Here is a 17,512-nt window from a genome sequence, read left to right as displayed (position 1 = left end):
ACGGTCCGTCCAGCGAAATTCCGATGTACGGGGCACAGGACCGCTGCGAGCATGACACCCATGCCCACCCTCAGAGCCGCCGCAGAGATACCCGTGTCCCGTCGTCCCGCGCCGCCCACCTGGGTGGTGGTCGCACTCGCCTGCGCGGGACAGTTCCTCGTCGTCCTCGATGTGTCCGTGGTCAATACGGCGTTGCCGTCGATGCGGGCCGACCTGGGGCTCAGCGCCCCAGGGCTCCAGTGGGTCGTCAACGCGTACACCATCGCCTTCGCCGGATTCATGCTCCTCGGCGGGCGGGCCGGGGACCTGTACGGCCGCAAGCGGATGTTCCTGATCGGGCTCGCGCTGTTCACGCTGGCCTCGCTCGCGGGCGGGCTCGCCCAGGAGGGCTGGCAACTGCTGGCCGCGCGGGCCGTGCAGGGTCTCGGGGCGGCGGTCCTCGCGCCCTCGACGCTGACGATCCTGACGTCGGCCGTGCCCGAGGGCGCGGCACGCGCGCGGGCCATCGCGACCTGGACCGCGGTCGGCGGAGGCGGCGGCGCGGCGGGCGGGCTGGTCGGCGGGGTCCTGGTCGACGGGCTTTCGTGGCGGTGGGTTCTGCTGATCAACGTGCCCATCGGCGCGGTGGTCCTGGCCGGCGCCCTGCTCTGGCTGGTCGAGAGCCGGGCCGGCGGCGGACGCCGGATCGACCTGCCGGGAGCCCTGCTGGTGACGGCAGGCCTCGCGACCCTCGCTTACGGGATCGTGCAGACCGAGGCCGAGGGGTGGACCTCGGCCGAGACCCTGGTGCCGCTGGCCGCCGGGGCCGCCCTGATCGGGCTGTTCCTGCTCGTCGAGGCGCGGACGAAGGCGCCCCTGATGCCGCTGAAGCTGTTCCGGCTGAGGTCGGTGTCCTCGGCGAACGTGGCGATGTTCCTGTGCGGCTCGGCGATGTTCTGCATGTGGTTCTTCATGACGCTGTACGCGCAGAACGTGCTCGGCTACTCGCCGCTGGACGCCGGACTCGCGCTCGTGCCCAGCTCGCTCGCGGTGATCCTCGGCTCGAAGCTGGCGCCGCGGCTGATGCCCGTTGTGGGAGCGCGCAATGTCGCCGTGCTCGGGGCGCTGGTGGCCGCCGCCGGGTTCGGCTGGCAGTCCACGATGACCGCCGACGGCGCGTACCTCACCGCGATCATGTTCCCCGGGATCCTGATGATGCTCGGCGCGGGGCTGTCCGCGACGCCCCTCGCCGCGCTGGCCACGTCGGGGGCGGAGCCGGGGGAGGCCGGGCTGGTGTCGGGGCTGGTCAACACCTCCCGCACGATGGGTGGTGCGATCGGGCTCTCGGTGATGTCCACGATTGCCGCTGCGCGGACCGGGGGTGGGGGGTCGCCGGAGGCGTTGACGGAGGGGTACGCGCTGGTGTTCCGGACGGGTGGGGGTGTGTTGCTCGGGGGTGTTGTGCTGATGCTGGTGTGGCTTCCGCGGGGGGTTGTTGGGCGGGGTTGAGGTTCGGTGCGGGTGGGTCGTGGCTGGGGTGCGCCCCGCGGCGGAGCCGCAAATGTCACAGCCCCGCGCCCCTGAAGAGCATGGGGTACCGCTCGCCTTCAGGGGCGCGGGGAACCGCGCACTCCGGCCCCACCCACCCGCACCGAAAACACACCCCGCTCAGAGCCACCCCTGCTGGCGGGCCTCCCGCATGGCCTCCATGCGGTTCCGTGTCGCCGTCTTGCCGATCGCCGACGAGAGGTAGTTGCGGACGGTCGACTCGGAGAGGTGGAGCTTGGACGCGATGTCGGCGACCGTCGCACCGTCCGCCGAGGCCTTCAGTACGTCGCACTCGCGGGCCGTGAGCGGATTGGGCCCCGCACTCAGCGCCGCCGCCGCGAGCGCGGGGTCGATGACCGTCTCACCGGTCAGCACCCGGCGGATCGCCTCGGCCAGCTCCTCCACGGGCCCGTCCTTGACGAGGAACCCCGCGGCGCCCGCCTCCATGGCCCGCCGCAGATAGCCCGGCCGGCCGAAGGTGGTGAGGATCAGCACCCGGCAGTCGGGCGCCTCGTCCCGGAGCAGCGCGGCGGCGTCCAGGCCGCTGATCCCGGGCAGTTCGATGTCCAGCAGTGCCACGTCCGGCCGCGACTCCAGGGCTGCGTCCACGATCGCGTCCCCCGTCCCGACCTGCGCGACCACCTCGATGTCCGCCTCCAGACCGAGCAGGAGGGCGAGGGCGCCCCGCATCATCCCCTGGTCCTCGGCGAGCAGAACGCGGATGGACTTGGCGGGCCGGTAGTCCCGGGGCATCTCGTTCACGGCCCAAGGGTAGGGCTCCGCCGGGCTGCGGTGTTCGGCTGCGGGTGGGATGCGGCTGGGGTGCGCGGTTCCCCGCGCCCCCAAAGAGCATGGGGGTACCGCTCGCCTTCAGGGGCGCGAGGAACCGCGCACCCAGCCACGACATGCCCGCAGCCATCAACACACCCCCCCCCGGCGGAGCCACCCCACACCTACAGGCTGCGCACCCGCCCAACCGCATCCACCGGCTCCGCCATCCTCGCCGGATCCGGTGGATCCACCGGATACACCGGCAGCTCCGCCGTCACAGTGAACCCGTTCCGCGCCCCGGGCCCCGCCTCCAGCAGCCCCCCGGCCGCAGCGAGCCGCTCGGTCAGCCCCTTCAGGCCTGTGCCGCCGATACCCGTACCGCCGATGCCGGACACGGGCGATTCCGGCGCGGCAGGCGGCGCCGCCCCACGACCGTCGTCCGTGACCCGCAGCCGAACATGCTCGGCCGAGCCGTCCACCGTGATCTCACAGCGCCCCGCGCCACTGTGGCGCACCACGTTGGTGACCGCCTCGCGGACGACCCAGCCGAGCAGGACCTCGGTCTGGGCGGCGAGCGGCGGCCCGGACTGGCGGACGACCGGCTCGACACCGGCGGCCAGGAGGGCCGAGCGGGCCCGGTCGAGATCCGCCGCGAGGCTGCCCTCGCGGTAGCCGGTGACCGCCTCGCGGATCTCGGTGAGCGCCTGGCGGCCCACGGACTCGATGTCGGAGACCTGGACCAGCGCCGCGTCCATGTCGCGGGGCGCGAGCCGACGGGCCGCCTCCGACTTCACGACGATGACGGAGAGTGTGTGGCCGAGGAGATCGTGCAGGTCACGGGAGAACCGCAGCCGCTCCTTCTCGACGGCCTGGCGCGCCAACTCCTCGCGGGCCGCGCGCAGTTCACGTACGGCATCGGACAGGGACAGGATCGCCGCGGTCACCATGGTGGAAAGGAACGTGCCGTACGCGACGTTCACCGCGCCCCACCCGTCCCGCAGCCCGGCCACGACACCCGCGAGCGCGCTCAGCCCGAGGCCGGTCTTGCCGAGCCACCGGCCCCGGACGATCGCGCCCGCGGCCAGGCCGAGCAGCGGGAAGAAGAGCAGCCAGCTGCCGCCGTACAGGCCGCCGAGGAGACAGGTCACGATGCCGAGCGCGAGCAGCGCGCCCCGGGTGGAGCGGGCCTCCCGGGCCTCCTTGGTGAAGGCCCGGAACACCACATGGATGTAGAGGGAGTTGAAGACGAGGAGGCCGATGCCGCCGATCCACGGGTTCGGGGTCTTGCCCTGGAAGAGGTTGGAGAAGGCGCCCATGCCCATGAGCAGCCAGGGGAGGAGGGCGAAACCGCTGGGTGGCGGGCCCAGGTGCTCCGGGAGCTTTCCGGTCTTCCGTACGGCCTTCTGGTCGGCGACGAACGCGTCCCGGTCGGCCTTCCAGTCCGTCCGCTTCTCCTGCCACGCGGACATCTGGCAGATGGTCCTTCGCATCCAGGACATGTCTCCAGCCCCCCCCGTTCAGACGGTCCGCGCGGTCCTGCGGTACGAGACCACAGCGTACGAGCCGAAGGCCAGCAGCCATCCGGTCAGCACCAGCACCGCACCGAGGGCCGGCGCGTGCCCGTCGGCGACCGATGTGCCGAGCTGCGCGAACCGGTTCGTCGGTGTGTAGGTGGACAGCGACCGCAGCCACTCGGGGAAGAGGCTCAGCGGGAACCACAGGCCGCCGACGACCGCGAGCGTCAGGTTGCACACCATGTTCATCACGCCTGTGGCCTGCGCGGTCAGCCGGTAGCCGTTGCCGAGGCCGAGCAGGGTGAAGGGGATCGAGCCCAGCCACAGCAGCAGCGCGATCACCGCCCACTTCCAGACGTCGAGCCGTACGCCGTTGACCAGGCCGCCCGCCACGAGGACCGCGACGATCGCGGGCAGCACGGTCACCGCACCAGTGAGCGCCCGGCCCGTCACGACCTGGCGCGGGCTCATCGGCGTGATCCGCAACTGTCGCAGCCAGCCGATGCTCCGGTCCTCGGCCACCCCGCCGCCGGTGTTGAGGGCCGAGCCCATCGCGCCGTACGCCGCCATGCCGATCATCGAGGCGGTCCGCCACTCGTTGTCGGCGCCGTCGCCGAGGTTCGTGAACAGCAGATACATCACCACCGGCATCACGACACCGCCGATCACGAAGCCGGTGTCACGCAGCGTCCGGCGCACTTCGAGCCGCAGATAGTCGAGCATCACACCGTCTCCAGGAAGGTACGGGAAGAGGAAGAGGAAGGGGCAGAGGCAGAGACAGGGGCGTCTGAGGAGGTCAGGGCGAGGAACGCGTCGTCCAGCGAGGCCGGGGCGACCTCCAGGGCGCGTATCGCGCCGCGTTCGGCGAGGGCGATCACCGTCGCGTCCGAGTCGTCGGTCCGCAGTCGCGCCCGGTCGCCGCGCACCTCCACGGAGACCACCCCGGGCAGGTCCGCCAGCCCGTCCGGGCCGGTGCCTGCGAGGTCGAAGGCGACGAGGCTGCCGCCCGCGGCCCGCTTCAGCTGCTCGGCGGTGCCGTCGGCGACGATCCGGCCGTGGTCGATGACGACGATCCGGTCGGCGTTGGCGTCCGCCTCCTCCAGATAGTGGGTGGAGAAGAGGACGGTGTGACCGCGCCGCGTGAACGCCCGCATCGAGTCCCAGAAGGCGTACCGCGCCTCCACGTCCAGCGCCGCGGTCGGCTCGTCGAGCACGATCAGCGCGGGGTTCCCGACGAGCGCGACCGCGAACCGCACCCGCTGCGTCTGGCCCCCGGAGAGCCGGTCCACGCGCCGCCCGGCCAGCTCGGCGATGCCCGCCAGCTCCAGCGCCTCGGCGACGGGCATCGGCGCGGGATACGTACCGGCCACGAACCCGACCAGCTCGCCCACCGTCACCCGCGGCACCGGCCGGCTGTCCTGGAGCATCGCGCCCACGCGCCCCGCCCGTACGGCCTCCTCCGGGCTGCCGCCGAAGAGGCGTACGACACCCTCGTCCGGCTCGTTCAGGCCCAGCAGGAGCGAGATCGTGCTGGACTTTCCGGCGCCGTTGCGGCCCAGCAGCGCGACCGTCTCGCCGCGCGCGATCTCCAGATCGACACCGTCCACGGCCCGTACCGCACCGAAGGCCTTGACCGCCCCCGCGAAGGAAACGGCCTGGTCAGCGGCCTCGCGCGTCGAGGCGTCCGCCGCCGTCTCCGTCGTGTCCGCCATCGTCCCCGTCCCCGTCTTCGTCCCCGTCTTCGTCATGGGTACGACGCTACGAATCCGGGGGCCGGCGGGGCAGATGCGCAATGTACGGACTCGGGCAGGACAAATGTCACTGCCGCTGTCACTACCGCGTCCGCGCCGCCCATCTGACATGCCGTCAGGAGTCTTCACATGTGCCGGACCCTGAGCTATACAGGTGGTCGCCGGACTGGAACGCGTTCTAGAACAGGCGGGTTCCTCGGCTCAGTGTCGACCTCGGTGCGGCCGACGGTGCGGACGGCCGCACCGGGGTCTTCCCCGCCAGCAGTCAGGAGCCCCATGCCCATCGACGTTGCCCAGGCCCTCGCGGCCGAGCCCCGGTCCGCCGGGATCGCCTGGGGTCACAAGGACGTCCAGCTCTACCACCTCGGCCTCGGCGCCGGCGCGAACCCCGACAAGGACAGCCCCGCGACGGACCCCGACGAGCTGCGCTACACCCTGGAGTCCCGGCTGCACGTGCTGCCGAGCTTCGCCACCGTCGCGGGCGCGGGCTCACCGGGCGTGATCAACAGCCTTTCCATGCCCGGTATCGACGTCAACCTCGCGCACGTCCTGCACGGCGGCCAGACCGTCACGCTGCACCGCCCGATCCCCGTCGAGGGCCGGGCGACCGCCACCGGACGGATCGCGGCCGTCTACGACAAGGGCAAGGCCGCCATCCTCGTCATGCGCACCGAAGTCGCCGACGACGAGGGCCCGTTGTGGACCAACGACGCCCAGATCTTCGTACGCGGCGAAGGGGGATTCGGCGGCGACCGCGGCCCCTCGGGCCGTCCGGAACCGCCGACAGGCGAGCCGGACAGGACAGTCGAGCGTGCGATCCGCGAGGACCAGGCGCTCCTGTACCGGCTCTCCGGCGACTGGAACCCGCTGCACGCCGACCCCGAGTTCGCGAAGCTCGCCGGCTTCGACCGGCCGATCCTGCACGGGCTGTGCACGTACGGGATGACGCTGAAGGCCGTCGTGGACACGGCACTCGGCGGCGACGTCGGCCGGGTCCGCTCCTACACCACGCGCTTCGCCGGGGTCGTGTACCCGGGCGAGACCCTGCGCATCCGCATGTGGCAGGGGGACGGCACGGTCCGCGTGACGGTGGGCGCGGCCGACCGGGACGACGCACCGGTCCTCGCCGACACCGTCGTCGAGCACAGCTGAGGGACCAGGGACTTGAGGGACTAGGGACTTACGTACGTTTCCGAGGGGAGCCGCACCATGCGCGCAGCCGTACTGCACGAGATAGGCCAGGACAAGCTGGAGATACTCGACGACGTCGAGGCGACGGGCTTCGGCCCCGGCCGGGTCAGGATCCGGGTGCGGGCCACCGGCCTGTGCCACTCGGACCTCTCCGCGATGGCCGGGGTGCTGCCGCAGCCCGCGCCGTTCGTCCCCGGGCACGAAGGGGCGGGCGAGATCCTGGAGGTGGGCGAGGGCGTCACCAACGTCAAGCCCGGCGACCGGGTCGTCGTCTGCTGGCTGCCCGCCTGCGGCGCCTGTCCCGCCTGCAAGCGCGGTCAGACCGAGCTGTGTCTCGCCGGGTTCATGAACGCGGGCACGCCCAACTTCAAGCGCCCCGGCGGCGATGTGTTCGGCTTCGCGGGCACCGGGACCTTCACCGAGGAGGTCGTCGTCGACGCGGGCTGCGCCGTGCCGATCCCGGACGACGTGCCCTTCGACATCGCCGCCCTCATCGGCTGCGGCGTCACCACCGGACTCGGCGCCGCCCTCAACACCGCCGACGTGGAAGCCGGTTCGTCGGTCGCCGTCATCGGCTGCGGAGGCGTCGGCATCTCCGCGATCCAGGGCGCCCGGCTCAAGGGCGCCGCCGAGATCGTCGCCGTCGACCCGGTCGCCTCCCGCCGCGAGGCCGCGCTGAAGTTCGGCGCCACCAGGGCCGTATCGCCCGACGAACTCCCCGACGCCAAGCAGACGGTGACCGCGGGCGAGGGCTTCGACTACGTCTTCGAGGTCGTCGGCCGCTCCGCCACCGCCCGCACCGCGTACGACAACACCCGCCGCGGCGGCACGCTGGTCGTCGTCGGCGCGGGCGCCATGGACGACCACCTCCAGCTCAACATGTTCGAGCTGTTCTTCGACGAGAAGCGGATCCTGCCGTCCATGTACGGCGGCGGGGACGTCCTGCGGTCGTACGAGCGGACCATCGCGCTCTGGCGCGCCGGACGCATCGACCTGGAGGGGCTCATCACCCACCGGGTGCCGCTGAGCGACATCAACGAGGCGCTCGACCAGATGCGTTCGGGTGTGGCGCTGCGTACGTGCATCGAGATCTGACGCCCGTGCATCGAGATCTGACGCCCGTGCGTCGAGATCCGGCGCCCGCCCGTCGAGCGCCCGTCGAAGCGGGACGTCCAACTGCCGATCCCTGAAAGGACCTTGATGTCACTGCCACTTGAGGGCCGGTCCGCGATCGTCACGGGTGCGGGCCGCGGCCTGGGCCGGGCGGAGGCGCTGGAACTGGCTCTGCTCGGCGCCGCCGTCGTCGTCAACGACTTCGGACAGCCCGGCCGGGACGGCTCCGGTGCCGCGTCCGCCACGCCCGCCGAGGAGGTCGCCGCCGGGATCCGGGCGGCGGGCGGTCGTGCCGTCGCGCACACCGGAGACGTGGCCGACCACCAACAGGCCCGGGAACTGGTCGAGTTGGCGGTCGCCGAGTTCGGACAGCTGGACATCCTCGTCAACAACGCGGGCATCCTGCGCGACCGGATGGTCTTCTCGATGTCCGAGGACGAGTGGGACTCGGTGATCCGGGTCCATCTGAAGGGCCACTTCAACACCACCCACTTCGCCGCCGCGCACTGGCGGGCCCGGTCCAAGGCGGCGGACGCGCCCGTGTACGGGCGGATCGTGAACACCTCCTCGGAGGCGTTCCTCGCGGGCTCCGCCGGACAGCCCAACTACGCGGCAGCGAAAGGCGGAATCGTCGGCCTCACCACCTCGACGGCACTGGCGCTCGCGAAGTACGGCGTCACGGCCAACGTCATCTGCCCGCGCGCCCGGACCCGGATGACGGCGGACGTCTTCGCGGGCTTCCAGGAACCGGCGGGCGACGGGTCCGAGGACCGGCTCGACCCGCTCGCTCCCGAGCATGTAGCCCCACTCGTGGGCTACTTGGCCTCGCCCGCCGCCGCACATGTCAACGGGCAGTTGCTCGTCGTGCACGGCGGAATGGTCGCGGTCGTCGAACGGCCGCGCGTGGCCGCCAAGTTCGACACCAAGCAGGACGCCTTCACGTACGACGAACTCGACGCGCTGCTCACGCCGCACTACGCGGACCGGCCGGCGGGGGAGACGTTCGCTGCGGCGGAGGTGCTGGGGCTCAAGCACGAGTGACCGGTTGTGGTGCCGCTCGCACGGAAAGGCCCCGCCCGACGAGTGTCGGGCGGGGCCGTGTGACGCTACGGACCTGAGGTCGTCAGGCCCCCGTGTCGCCGTACTCGGCGGGCTTGCGGTGCCGGCCGCGAGGGGTCGCCTCGCCCTCCTGCGCGGAGACGGGCCCCCGGTGCCGGCCGTGGCCACCGTCGTCTGCTACCTGGGCCACCGTCGCCCGCGGGTCGGTGGCCGTCGTCTCCATGGTGTTCGTGTCGCTCATGTGGAAATTCACCCCGTGTCAACAAGATCCTTCGGTACAGCGCGGGCGAGTCTAACGGGCGGGTGTGACAGTGCTGAGGGGTGGTTGGGGCTACTCGGTGGTCACTTTGAGGGGGGTGGAAGGGGGCGTCGTTTCGGCGCTCACCCGGAGAGCACGGAGTGCGCGGAGGGCCGGTGGACACTCGGTACTTACCTGCTCGACTTGGAGTGGGTTCACCTGGAGTGGAGTGGGGGGTGGGGGTGTGGCTGGGGGCGGGGGCACCGGCTGAACCGTCGCCTGAATCGCGGGCGGCATCTCGGGCTGGGCTGAGGCGTGGACCGCCACTTGGTCCGCCGGCTGGGCTGACGCCTGGTCGGCCGCCTGGTCCGTCGGCTGGGCTGCCTCGTGGTCCGCCGGCTGGGCTGTCGTCCGGACCGCTGGGCGAATGCTTTCAGCGGGAGCCCAGCCCGTCCCCTCGGCGGCCACGGGGCCGGAGCTGTCCGGGTCGATCGGGGTCAGACTGAGGGTGCTTTCCATATCCGCCGGGACCATGCAAAGGGGGCTTTCGGCAGCCGCGCCACCGGCGCCTTCGACGGGTGCGCGGCCCGCGCCCTCGTGGCTCGCGTGGTTCGTGCGCTCAGCGCCCGTGTGGCCGCTGACCTCGACGGGCGGCACGGGGCTCGCACTCTCGACGGTCGCACGGCCCGCGTGCTCGGCGACCGAGTGGCCTGCGCCCTCCGCACCCAACTGCAGCGCTGGGTCCTCGACGGCTGTCCAGCCCGCTCCCACCTGCCCGGTGCCCTCGACGGCAGTCCAACCCGTGCCCACCTGCCCCGTGCCCTCGACGGCAGTCCAGCCCGCACCCACCTGCCCCACTCCCTCGACAGGGGTCCAGCCCGTGCCCTCCCTTCGGACCGGCTCCGGGGCCTGTGCGGCGACCCAGCCCGAACCGCCCGCCGCGCCAAGCGGCCCTGCGCCAACCGGCCCCGCACCAGGGCCGGTTGGCCGTCCCGCTCCCGGCCGCCCTCCCTGTGCCAACCGACGGCCCGCGAACGCGTTCGCCATCAGGCGTCCCGTCAGCGGGGCCTGTTGGAGCGGTACGGGACGGGTCGCCGCGGACTCCGGGGGACCCGTGACCGACGACCCCCGTGACGCGTCCCCCCGCGCCTCGGCCGTACGGTCCGGATCCCCCGGGCCCCCGTCCCCCGCCCCCGTGGGCGCTCCCACCCGTGACACGCCGCACGGCACCGCCCCCGTCACGTACGGCAGATGGAGCACCCCGTCCCTGGTCCATTGGCCCGAGCCCGCCAACCATCCGTTGGGCGCGGGCAGTTGATGGAGGTACCGCTCGGCGGGACGCCACATGCCGAGCCAGCTGCCGGTGGGCCCGCCGATTCGCAGGGCGACCGCGCAGCTCTCCGGGGTGAGCACCTGCCCCGGCTGGATCGCGAACGGAGTGACCGCGCGGCCGGGCAGTTGCAGGTACTCCGGGAAGCGCACCGGCAGAGTGCTCCCCAACACGCCCCAGCCGAGCCGCTCCTGGCCGGGCGACGGAGCGTCCGAACGGATCAGGAGCAGCCCGCTGTCGGCGTCCGCGAGGAGCAGCCGGTCGTTGCTCTGCTCGGAGATCTGCAACAGCGGCGACACCTCGCCCCCGCGCTCCAGATCGACCACGACCGTCTTGGTCCGGCCGTTCAACTCCCGGTCCAGCGCGAGCAGTCGGTCCCCGCCGCCCAGCCACACCCCGCCCGAGCAGCGGCCCGGTACCTCCGCGAGGTGCTCGGGCCCGAAGGCGCCGCCCGCGACGAGCCACACGGCCGTCGAACCCCGGCCAACGGCAAGGGCGTACGCACGCGTGCCGGCCGGTGCGGGCGGCAGCAGCCGCAACTCCGTGCCCACGTCCGGGCATTCCACCGCGCCGAGCAGTACCTCACCCGTCCCCGGGCCCGTCGGATACAGCAGCGAGAACGTGTGCCGTCCGTCGACGAGGCGGTGGATGAGCACCCGCCCGTCCGCCATCGGCAGCACTTCCGTGCCGGGCTCCTCCGGCTGGTTGCCGGGCAGGGGCACGGCGTACGGCTCGGGGCCGTCCAGTGTCCAGCGCTCCGGGAACCAGGAGTCGCCGCTTCGGGCCAGGCGGGCCGCGTACGACCCGTCGACGGTGATCACGCACCCTGCTCGTGCGGCCCATTCGTTCTCGTTCACCGCCGCGGACGATGGGGTTCCCCCCTGCTCGAGCGAAGTCGAGACCTCGGGGGAGGCACAGGCCGTCATCGTTCGGTCACCTCCGGCCACGAAACCTAGTTTTCGCACGCACAGGCGTGGGACCGGCAGGTGACCGCTTCACACATAAGAGTGGCCCGTTTCTGATTCGCCTGAGGGAACGGGGGCGGGTGTGCTGAGCGGCGCTGGGGCGGTTTATGGTTAGGGCTGCCTAAGTGGCGTCTGAGGGCTGCCTGTGGGGTTCCTGAGTTCCCCGCCGTGCCCCTCGTGCGCCACCTGGGGCAGGGCCCGACGCCGACCTCGACCCCGGGCCCGATCCCGAACCAGATCATGAACCACCGGAGTGTGTGCCTGATGTCCCTACGACGCCGCGGTTCCGCCGCCGTCGCCCTCGCCGTGGCGGCCGCTCTCTCGCTCGCCGCCTGCGGTTCGGGCGACTCGGACTCGGGTTCCGGCTCCGGAAAGTCCGACAACGGCGCCGGCAGCAAGTCCGTCGCCACCGGCGGCGAGGACTTCGCGAAGGCGGCCGAGGAGACGGCCAAGATGGGGACCACGGCCAAGGCCGGCGAGTTCCCGCGCACGATCAAGCACGCGATGGGCGAGACCGAGCTGAAGGCCCAGCCCAAGCGCGTGGTCGTCCTCGACGTCGGCGAGCTCGACAACGTCGTCTCCCTCGGTGTGAAGCCCGTCGGCTGGGCGCCCACCGAGGGCTCGGACGGGATCCCCTCGTACCTGAAGAAGGACGCGGGCAGCCCCAAGGACATCGGCACGATCAACGCCCTCAACCTGGAGGCGATCGCGGGCCTGAAGCCCGACCTGATCCTCGGCAGCGAGCTGCGCGCCGCCAAGCTCTACCCGCAGCTCTCCAAGATCGCCCCCACCGTGTTCTCCATCCGTCCGGGCTTCACCTGGAAGGAGAACTACCTCCTCAACGCGGCGGCGCTCGACAAGACCGCCGAGGCGAAGACGCAGCTCGCCGCGTACGAGAAGAAGGCCAAGGCCCTCGGCGACGAACTCGGCCCCGACAAGCCGACCGTCACCATGCTCCGCTACCTGCCGGGCATGATCCGCCTCTACGCGAAGGCGTCCTTCATCGGCACGATCCTTGAGGACGTCGGCATCCCGCGCCCCAAGAACCAGCAGATCAACGACCTCGCGGCGGAGATCAGCCCGGAGAAGATCGACGACGCCGACGCCGACTGGATCTTCACCGGCGTCTACGGCGACGCCAGGAAGACCGACCGCGCCACCGCCGAGGACAACCCGCTCTGGAAGAAGCTCGGCGCGGTCGAGGACGGCCAGGCCAAGGACGTACCCGACGAGACCTGGTACCTCGGCCTCGGCGTCACCGCGGCCGGTGAGGTCCTCGACGACCTCAAGGGCTTCCTCGCCAAGTAGGACGACGACCGCACGGCCACCTCGCCGAGCGGCCGGGGCGGGGCGGACAGCCGGACGGACAGCCGGACGGACAGCCGTACAGTCGCCCGCTGCGGGGTCGGCCGGTCACAGCTGGTCAAGTAACCCGCGACCGGTGGGGCACGGACACAAGGCAGGTAGCCTTTTGTTCGTGCCCCGTCTGTCTGAAGTCATCGCCGCGCTCGACGCTCTCTGGCCCCCCGCGAGCGCGGAGGACTGGGACGCGGTCGGGACGGTCTGCGGAGACCCCGACCAGGAGGTCTCCCGCGTACTCTTCGCCGTCGACCCGGTCCAGGAGATCGTGGACGAGGCGGTGAAGCTGGACGCCGACCTGCTGGTCACCCACCACCCGCTCTATCTGCGCGGTACGACGACGGTCGCGGCCTCGAACTTCAAGGGCCGCGTCGTGCACACCCTCATCAAGAACGACATCGCGCTGCACGTCGCCCACACGAACGCCGACCGCGCCGACCCGGGCGTGAGCGACGCCCTCGCCGGAGCCCTGGACCTCCGCGTCGTACGCCCCCTCGTGCCGGACCCCACCGACGCCGACGGCCGCCGGGGCCTCGGCCGGGTCTGCGAGCTGGACCATCCGCTGACCGTCCGCGAGTTCGCCGCCCGCGCCGCCGCGCGGCTGCCCGCCACCGCGCAGGGCATCCGCGTCGCGGGCGACCCCGAGGCGCTGGTGCGGACCGTCGCGGTCAGCGGCGGCTCCGGCGACAGCCTCTTCGCCGACGTACGCGCCGCCGGCGTGGACGCCTTCCTCACCGCGGACCTGCGCCACCACCCGGCGTCGGAAGCCCGCGCCCACAGTCCCCTCGCGCTGCTCGACGCGGCGCACTGGGCCACCGAGTGGCCCTGGTGCGAGCTGGCCGCCGCCCAGCTCGACGAGATTTCCGACCGTCACGGCTGGGACCTGCGGGTCCACGTCTCGAAGACGGTCACCGACCCGTGGAACTCCCACTCCCCTTCACCTGGAGCCCCCAACTGAACGCCGCGCCCGCCGACCAGATCCGACTTCTCGACGTCCAGTCCCTCGACGCCCGCCTGCAGCAACTCGCGCACAAGCGGAGGTCGCTGCCCGAGCACGCCGAGATCGAGTCGCTGACCAAGGACCTCACGCAGCTGCGGGACCTGCTCGTCGCCTCGCAGACCGAGGAGAGCGACTGCTCCCGCGAGCAGACCAAGGCGGAGCAGGACGTCGACCAGGTGCGCCAGCGCGCCTCCCGCGACCAGCAGCGCCTCGACTCGGGTGCCGTCACGTCCCCCAAGGACCTGGAGAACCTCCAGCGCGAGATCGCCTCCCTCGCCAAGCGCCAGGGTGACCTGGAGGACGTCGTCCTGGAGATCATGGAGCGCCGCGAGTCCGCGCAGGAGCGGGTCGCCGAACTGACCGAGCGGGTCTCCTCCGTCCAGTCGAAGATCGACGACGCGACGGCCCGCCGGGACGCCGCGCAGGAGTCCCTCGACGGCGAGGCCGCCTCGGCGACGAAGGAGCGCGAGGTCATCGCGGGCTCCGTCCCCGCCGACCTGCTCAAGCTCTACGAGAAGCTCCGCGAGCAGCAGGGCGGCGTCGGCGCGGCCCGCCTCTACCAGCGCCGCTGCGAGGGCTGCCGCCTGGAGCTCAACATCACCGAGGTCAACGACGTGAAGGCGGCCTCCCCGGACACGGTCCTGCGCTGCGAGAACTGCCGCCGCATCCTGATCCGCACGTCGGAGTCGGGTCTGTAGGCGTCTGTAGGCGTTTGTAGGGGTCTTTCGAGGCCTGTTCCGGTCTGTAAGGAGCTTCGGCTTGCGGGAGTTGATCGTCGAGGCGGACGGGGGTTCCCGGGGAAACCCGGGGCCCGCGGGCTACGGAGCCGTGGTCATCGACGCGGCAACGGGGGAGACGCTGGCCGAGGCCGCGGAGTACCTCGGCGTCACCACGAACAACGTCGCCGAGTACAGCGGCCTCGTCGCAGGTCTCCGCGCGGCCCGCGACCTCGACCCCACGGCCACCGTGCGGGTCCGCATGGACTCCAAGCTCGTGGTCGAGCAGATGTCGGGCCGCTGGCAGATCAAACACCCCGCCATGCGCCCCCTGGCAGCTGAGGCCCGCGCCATCCTCCCGCCCGACCGGGTCACGTACGAGTGGATCCCCCGAGCCGAGAACAAGCACGCGGACCGCTTGGCGAACGAGGCGATGGACGCGGGGAAGAGGGGCGAGCAGTGGTCGCCGTCGCAGTCGACGGCGGACCTGGACGCGGGGGCCGCCGCGAGGTCGGCAGCGCCCCGTAAGGGGCGCGGGGAACCGCGCGACCAGCCACGACCGACCCCCACCCGGACAACTCCCGCCACCACCCCCGACACCGACGACATCCGAGCCGCGCGGAACGTGGCCTCCGAGGCGCCGGCCACCGGAGCCGGAGCCGCACCCCCGGACCTCGGCACCCCCACGACCTTCGTACTGCTCCGGCACGGCGAGACCCCCCTGACCCCCCAGAAGCGGTTCTCAGGAAGCGGCGGCAGCGACCCCGCACTGTCGGACACGGGCCGCCACCAGGCCGACCGCGTCGCGACCGCACTCGCCGCCCGCGGGACCGTACAGGACGTCATCGCGTCCCCCCTCGCCCGCTGCCGCGAAACCGCAGCGATCGTGGCGGCCCGGCTCGGACTGGGCGTACGGATCGAGGACGGGCTCCGCGAGACGGACTTCGGGGCATGGGAGGGCCTGACGTTCGCAGAGGTCCGCGACCGCTACTCGGACGACATGAGCGCCTGGCTGAGTTCCCCGGACGTCGAACCCACCGGCGGCGGCGAGAGTTTCGAGGCGGTGGCCCACCGGGTGGCCGCGGCCCGCGACAAGCTGCTCGCGGCGCACACCGGCCGAACCGTGCTCCTCGTCTCCCACGTCACGCCCATCAAGACCCTCGTACGGCTGGCCCTGGGCGCCCCGCCGGAGGCCCTGTTCCGCATGGAACTGTCGGCGGCCTCGCTGTCGGTGGTGGCGTACTACGGGGACGGCAACGCGAGCGTGCGGCTGCTCAACGACACGTCACCGCTGCGCTGAGCCACTGAAGGGGCGCGCCTCAGCCGAGGGTGCGTCCCAAGCCCGCGGCCTCCCTTGCCAGGGTTTCCACCCTTGCCCAGTCCCGGGCCGCGATCGCATCCGCCGGGAGCATCCAACTTCCGCCCACGCACAGGACGTTGGGCAGGGCCAGGTACTCCGGTGCGACGGCCGGACCGATGCCCCCGGTCGGGCAGAAGCGGGCCTGAGGGAGCGGCCCCGCAAGGGACTTGAGGTACGCCGTACCCCCCGCCGCCTGGGCCGGGAAGAACTTCATGTCGCTCACGCCCCGCTCCAGCAGAGCCACGACCTCAGACGTCGTGGAGACCCCCGGCAGGAACGGGACCCCGGACGCCTTCATGGCATCGAGCAGTACGTCCGTCCAGCCCGGGCTCACCAGGAAGCGCGCCCCGGCGGCCACCGACTGCGCCACCTGCTCCGGCGAGATGACCGTGCCGGCCCCGACCACTGCCTCCGGCACCCCGTCGGCGATCGCCCGGATCGCGTCGAGCGCCACCGGCGTCCGCAGCGTCACCTCGATCGCGGGCAGCCCGCCCGCGACGAGCGCACGGGCCAGCGGCACGGCGTCCGCGACGTCGTCGACGACGACCACGGGGACGACGGGCGCCAGTTCGAGCACGGACGAGGACAGCGACGACGAGGGCAGCGGCGAAACCATGCGCTCATCCTGCCCGCGCCACTCATCATGCGCAAAGGCCGTTGCGCATGCTGCAATAGCCAGCTTGCGTGCTCAGTAAGTCATCGCGCCTACTCAGTGAATCTCGTCCACCAACACGTCCAGCATCCAAGCCCGCCCCGCCCCCGCAGGAGCAGCCGCCTCCACCGCGTACCCGAGATCCCGCAGCGCCTCCACCAGCTCGGCGGGCCCCGAAGGCACGGCACCGGACTGCATGAGGCTGCGGACGATGCGGCCCTTGGTCGCCTTGTTGAAGTGGCTGACGACCTTCCGGGTCGGCGCGTGCAGCACCCGTACGCTCGCCGTGCGCCCCGCGACCTCCCCCTTCGGCTTCCACGCGGCCGCGTACGCCGAGGACCGCAGGTCGAGCACGAGCCCGTTCCCGGCCGCCTCGGGCAGCACGGCGGCCATCGGCGCCCGCCAGTGCGCACCCAGCGCCCCGAGGCCCGGCAGCTTCACACCCATCGAGCAGCGGTACGAGGGAATCCGGTCCGTCACCCGGACCGCACCCCACAGCCCCGAGAAGACGAGCAGCGAGCGCGCCGCCCGCCGCTTGGCCGCAGTGTCGAGCGAGGCCAGGTCGAGGGCGTCGTACAACACCCCCGTGTAGATCTCCCCGGCGGGCCGCGCCCCCGCGGTCCGCAGCTCCGTGTTCTTGGCGACCTCGCCGCGCAGGCCCTCGCTCAGCCCGAGCACCTCACGGGCCTTCTCCTCGTCGCCCGCACAGAGTTCGACGAGCTCCTCGAACACAGCCTGCCGCGCCTCGGCGAGCCCCGGCAACGACAGCGACTCCGGCTTCAACGGCGCGCCCCGCCCGGAGGGAGCCTTTCCTTCGGACGGCGGCAGCAGCACAAGCACGGCGGTTCTCCCTGGGGCGTTCGGTACGGCATTCGGTACGGCGTTCAATAGGGCATTCGGTACGGCGTTCGGTACGTGAAAGGGGTACGCGCAAGCCTACGGGGTGCCGCCCGCCCCACCCCGCCA

The 17,512-nt window shown here is 72.1% G+C and carries 15 protein-coding genes and 1 pseudogene; 8 read left to right on the top strand and 8 right to left on the bottom strand.

Features of this window, described 5'->3' with window-relative positions:
* The first annotated feature begins 51 nt into the window (after nucleotides 1-51).
* Nucleotides 52-1,488 (top strand): DHA2 family efflux MFS transporter permease subunit, encoded by a 1,437-nt coding sequence (locus ACN20J_RS16165; protein WP_419666165.1) that lies wholly within the window; start codon nucleotides 52-54, stop codon nucleotides 1,486-1,488.
* A gap of 159 nt (nucleotides 1,489-1,647) precedes the next feature.
* Here the strand turns inward: ACN20J_RS16165 and ACN20J_RS16160 are convergent, their stop codons facing one another.
* From ACN20J_RS16160 to ACN20J_RS16145, 4 genes are all read right to left on the bottom strand, one after another.
* Nucleotides 1,648-2,280, bottom strand: a complete 633-nt coding sequence (locus tag ACN20J_RS16160) for a response regulator (protein WP_419668891.1) — start codon at nucleotides 2,278-2,280, stop codon at nucleotides 1,648-1,650.
* A 200-nt stretch (nucleotides 2,281-2,480) separates the two neighbouring features.
* Nucleotides 2,481-3,797 carry a sensor histidine kinase gene (locus tag ACN20J_RS16155; protein ID WP_419666164.1) on the bottom strand — a complete coding sequence of 439 codons (1,317 nt, stop codon included), beginning with the start codon at nucleotides 3,795-3,797 and terminating at the stop codon, nucleotides 2,481-2,483.
* 18 nt (nucleotides 3,798-3,815) lie between these two features.
* Nucleotides 3,816-4,535, bottom strand: a complete 720-nt coding sequence (locus tag ACN20J_RS16150; protein WP_361895740.1) for an ABC transporter permease — start codon at nucleotides 4,533-4,535, stop codon at nucleotides 3,816-3,818.
* Entirely contained in the window at nucleotides 4,535-5,524 is a 990-nt protein-coding gene (locus ACN20J_RS16145) for an ABC transporter ATP-binding protein (protein ID WP_419668890.1), read from the bottom strand. The genes ACN20J_RS16150 and ACN20J_RS16145 overlap by 1 nt, the downstream gene beginning before the upstream one ends.
* A gap of 315 nt (nucleotides 5,525-5,839) precedes the next feature.
* On the opposite strand from ACN20J_RS16145, the gene ACN20J_RS16140 reads away from it, so the two are divergent.
* The 3 genes from ACN20J_RS16140 to ACN20J_RS16130 all read left to right on the top strand — a co-directional run bounded on the left by ACN20J_RS16140 (nucleotide 5,840) and on the right by ACN20J_RS16130 (nucleotide 8,908).
* Nucleotides 5,840-6,715 (top strand): MaoC/PaaZ C-terminal domain-containing protein, encoded by an 876-nt coding sequence (locus tag ACN20J_RS16140; RefSeq protein ID WP_361910789.1) that lies wholly within the window; start codon nucleotides 5,840-5,842, stop codon nucleotides 6,713-6,715.
* Nucleotides 6,716-6,772: 57 nt separating this feature from the next.
* Nucleotides 6,773-7,849, top strand: coding sequence for a Zn-dependent alcohol dehydrogenase (locus tag ACN20J_RS16135; RefSeq protein ID WP_190228104.1), 1,077 nt, complete (start codon nucleotides 6,773-6,775; stop codon nucleotides 7,847-7,849).
* A gap of 105 nt (nucleotides 7,850-7,954) precedes the next feature.
* Entirely contained in the window at nucleotides 7,955-8,908 is a 954-nt protein-coding gene (locus ACN20J_RS16130; RefSeq protein ID WP_419666163.1) for a 3-oxoacyl-ACP reductase, read from the top strand.
* Between the two features lie 82 nt (nucleotides 8,909-8,990).
* Here the strand turns inward: ACN20J_RS16130 and ACN20J_RS16125 are convergent, their stop codons facing one another.
* Together ACN20J_RS16125 and ACN20J_RS16120 are read right to left on the bottom strand one after the other, a co-directional pair.
* Nucleotides 8,991-9,167, bottom strand: a complete 177-nt coding sequence (locus ACN20J_RS16125) for a hypothetical protein (RefSeq protein ID WP_419666162.1) — start codon at nucleotides 9,165-9,167, stop codon at nucleotides 8,991-8,993.
* 1,041 nt (nucleotides 9,168-10,208) lie between these two features.
* Nucleotides 10,209-11,420 (bottom strand): annotated as a pseudogene (locus ACN20J_RS16120) (hypothetical protein); the annotation flags it as partial.
* 303 nt (nucleotides 11,421-11,723) lie between these two features.
* On the opposite strand from ACN20J_RS16120, the gene ACN20J_RS16115 reads away from it, so the two are divergent.
* The 4 genes from ACN20J_RS16115 to ACN20J_RS16100 all read left to right on the top strand — a co-directional run bounded on the left by ACN20J_RS16115 (nucleotide 11,724) and on the right by ACN20J_RS16100 (nucleotide 15,834).
* Nucleotides 11,724-12,767, top strand: coding sequence for an ABC transporter substrate-binding protein (locus tag ACN20J_RS16115; protein ID WP_419666161.1), 1,044 nt, complete (start codon nucleotides 11,724-11,726; stop codon nucleotides 12,765-12,767).
* A 169-nt stretch (nucleotides 12,768-12,936) separates the two neighbouring features.
* Entirely contained in the window at nucleotides 12,937-13,776 is an 840-nt protein-coding gene (locus ACN20J_RS16110) for a Nif3-like dinuclear metal center hexameric protein (protein WP_419666160.1), read from the top strand.
* Nucleotides 13,773-14,516: a zinc ribbon domain-containing protein gene (locus ACN20J_RS16105; RefSeq protein ID WP_189838515.1), complete on the top strand. Its 744-nt coding sequence runs from the start codon at nucleotides 13,773-13,775 to the stop codon at nucleotides 14,514-14,516. Before ACN20J_RS16110 ends, ACN20J_RS16105 begins: the two co-directional genes overlap by 4 nt.
* Before the next feature lie 61 nt (nucleotides 14,517-14,577).
* Nucleotides 14,578-15,834 (top strand): bifunctional RNase H/acid phosphatase, encoded by a 1,257-nt coding sequence (locus ACN20J_RS16100; protein WP_419666159.1) that lies wholly within the window; start codon nucleotides 14,578-14,580, stop codon nucleotides 15,832-15,834.
* Between the two features lie 19 nt (nucleotides 15,835-15,853).
* Here the strand turns inward: ACN20J_RS16100 and eda are convergent, their stop codons facing one another.
* Together eda and yaaA are read right to left on the bottom strand one after the other, a co-directional pair.
* Nucleotides 15,854-16,510 carry a bifunctional 4-hydroxy-2-oxoglutarate aldolase/2-dehydro-3-deoxy-phosphogluconate aldolase gene (gene eda / locus ACN20J_RS16095; protein ID WP_419666158.1) on the bottom strand — a complete coding sequence of 219 codons (657 nt, stop codon included), beginning with the start codon at nucleotides 16,508-16,510 and terminating at the stop codon, nucleotides 15,854-15,856.
* A 93-nt stretch (nucleotides 16,511-16,603) separates the two neighbouring features.
* Nucleotides 16,604-17,386, bottom strand: coding sequence for a peroxide stress protein YaaA (gene yaaA / locus ACN20J_RS16090; protein ID WP_419666157.1), 783 nt, complete (start codon nucleotides 17,384-17,386; stop codon nucleotides 16,604-16,606).
* Nucleotides 17,387-17,512: the final 126 nt, after the last annotated feature.

The organism is Streptomyces sp. 2-1 (genome assembly GCF_048564895.1).
Classification (GTDB): Bacteria; Actinomycetota; Actinomycetes; order Streptomycetales; family Streptomycetaceae; genus Streptomyces; species Streptomyces phaeochromogenes.
The sequence above is the reverse complement of the archived record's forward strand: the minus strand, read 5'-3'. Positions and strand labels throughout refer to the sequence as shown.

Bases quoted from the DNA above. Each gene is read 5' to 3' on its own strand.
- ACN20J_RS16165 (WP_419666165.1), top strand. From the start codon at position 52: ATGACACCCATGCCCACCCTCAGAGCCGCCGCAGAGATACCCGTGTCC.
- ACN20J_RS16160 (WP_419668891.1), bottom strand. From the start codon at position 2,280: ATGCCCCGGGACTACCGGCCCGCCAAGTCCATCCGCGTTCTGCTCGCC.
- ACN20J_RS16155 (WP_419666164.1), bottom strand. From the start codon at position 3,797: ATGTCCTGGATGCGAAGGACCATCTGCCAGATGTCCGCGTGGCAGGAG.
- ACN20J_RS16150 (WP_361895740.1), bottom strand. From the start codon at position 4,535: ATGCTCGACTATCTGCGGCTCGAAGTGCGCCGGACGCTGCGTGACACC.
- ACN20J_RS16145 (WP_419668890.1), bottom strand. From the start codon at position 5,524: ATGGCGGACACGACGGAGACGGCGGCGGACGCCTCGACGCGCGAGGCC.
- ACN20J_RS16140 (WP_361910789.1), top strand. From the start codon at position 5,840: ATGCCCATCGACGTTGCCCAGGCCCTCGCGGCCGAGCCCCGGTCCGCC.
- ACN20J_RS16135 (WP_190228104.1), top strand. From the start codon at position 6,773: ATGCGCGCAGCCGTACTGCACGAGATAGGCCAGGACAAGCTGGAGATA.
- ACN20J_RS16130 (WP_419666163.1), top strand. From the start codon at position 7,955: ATGTCACTGCCACTTGAGGGCCGGTCCGCGATCGTCACGGGTGCGGGC.
- ACN20J_RS16125 (WP_419666162.1), bottom strand. From the start codon at position 9,167: ATGAGCGACACGAACACCATGGAGACGACGGCCACCGACCCGCGGGCG.
- ACN20J_RS16115 (WP_419666161.1), top strand. From the start codon at position 11,724: ATGTCCCTACGACGCCGCGGTTCCGCCGCCGTCGCCCTCGCCGTGGCG.
- eda (WP_419666158.1), bottom strand. From the start codon at position 16,510: ATGGTTTCGCCGCTGCCCTCGTCGTCGCTGTCCTCGTCCGTGCTCGAA.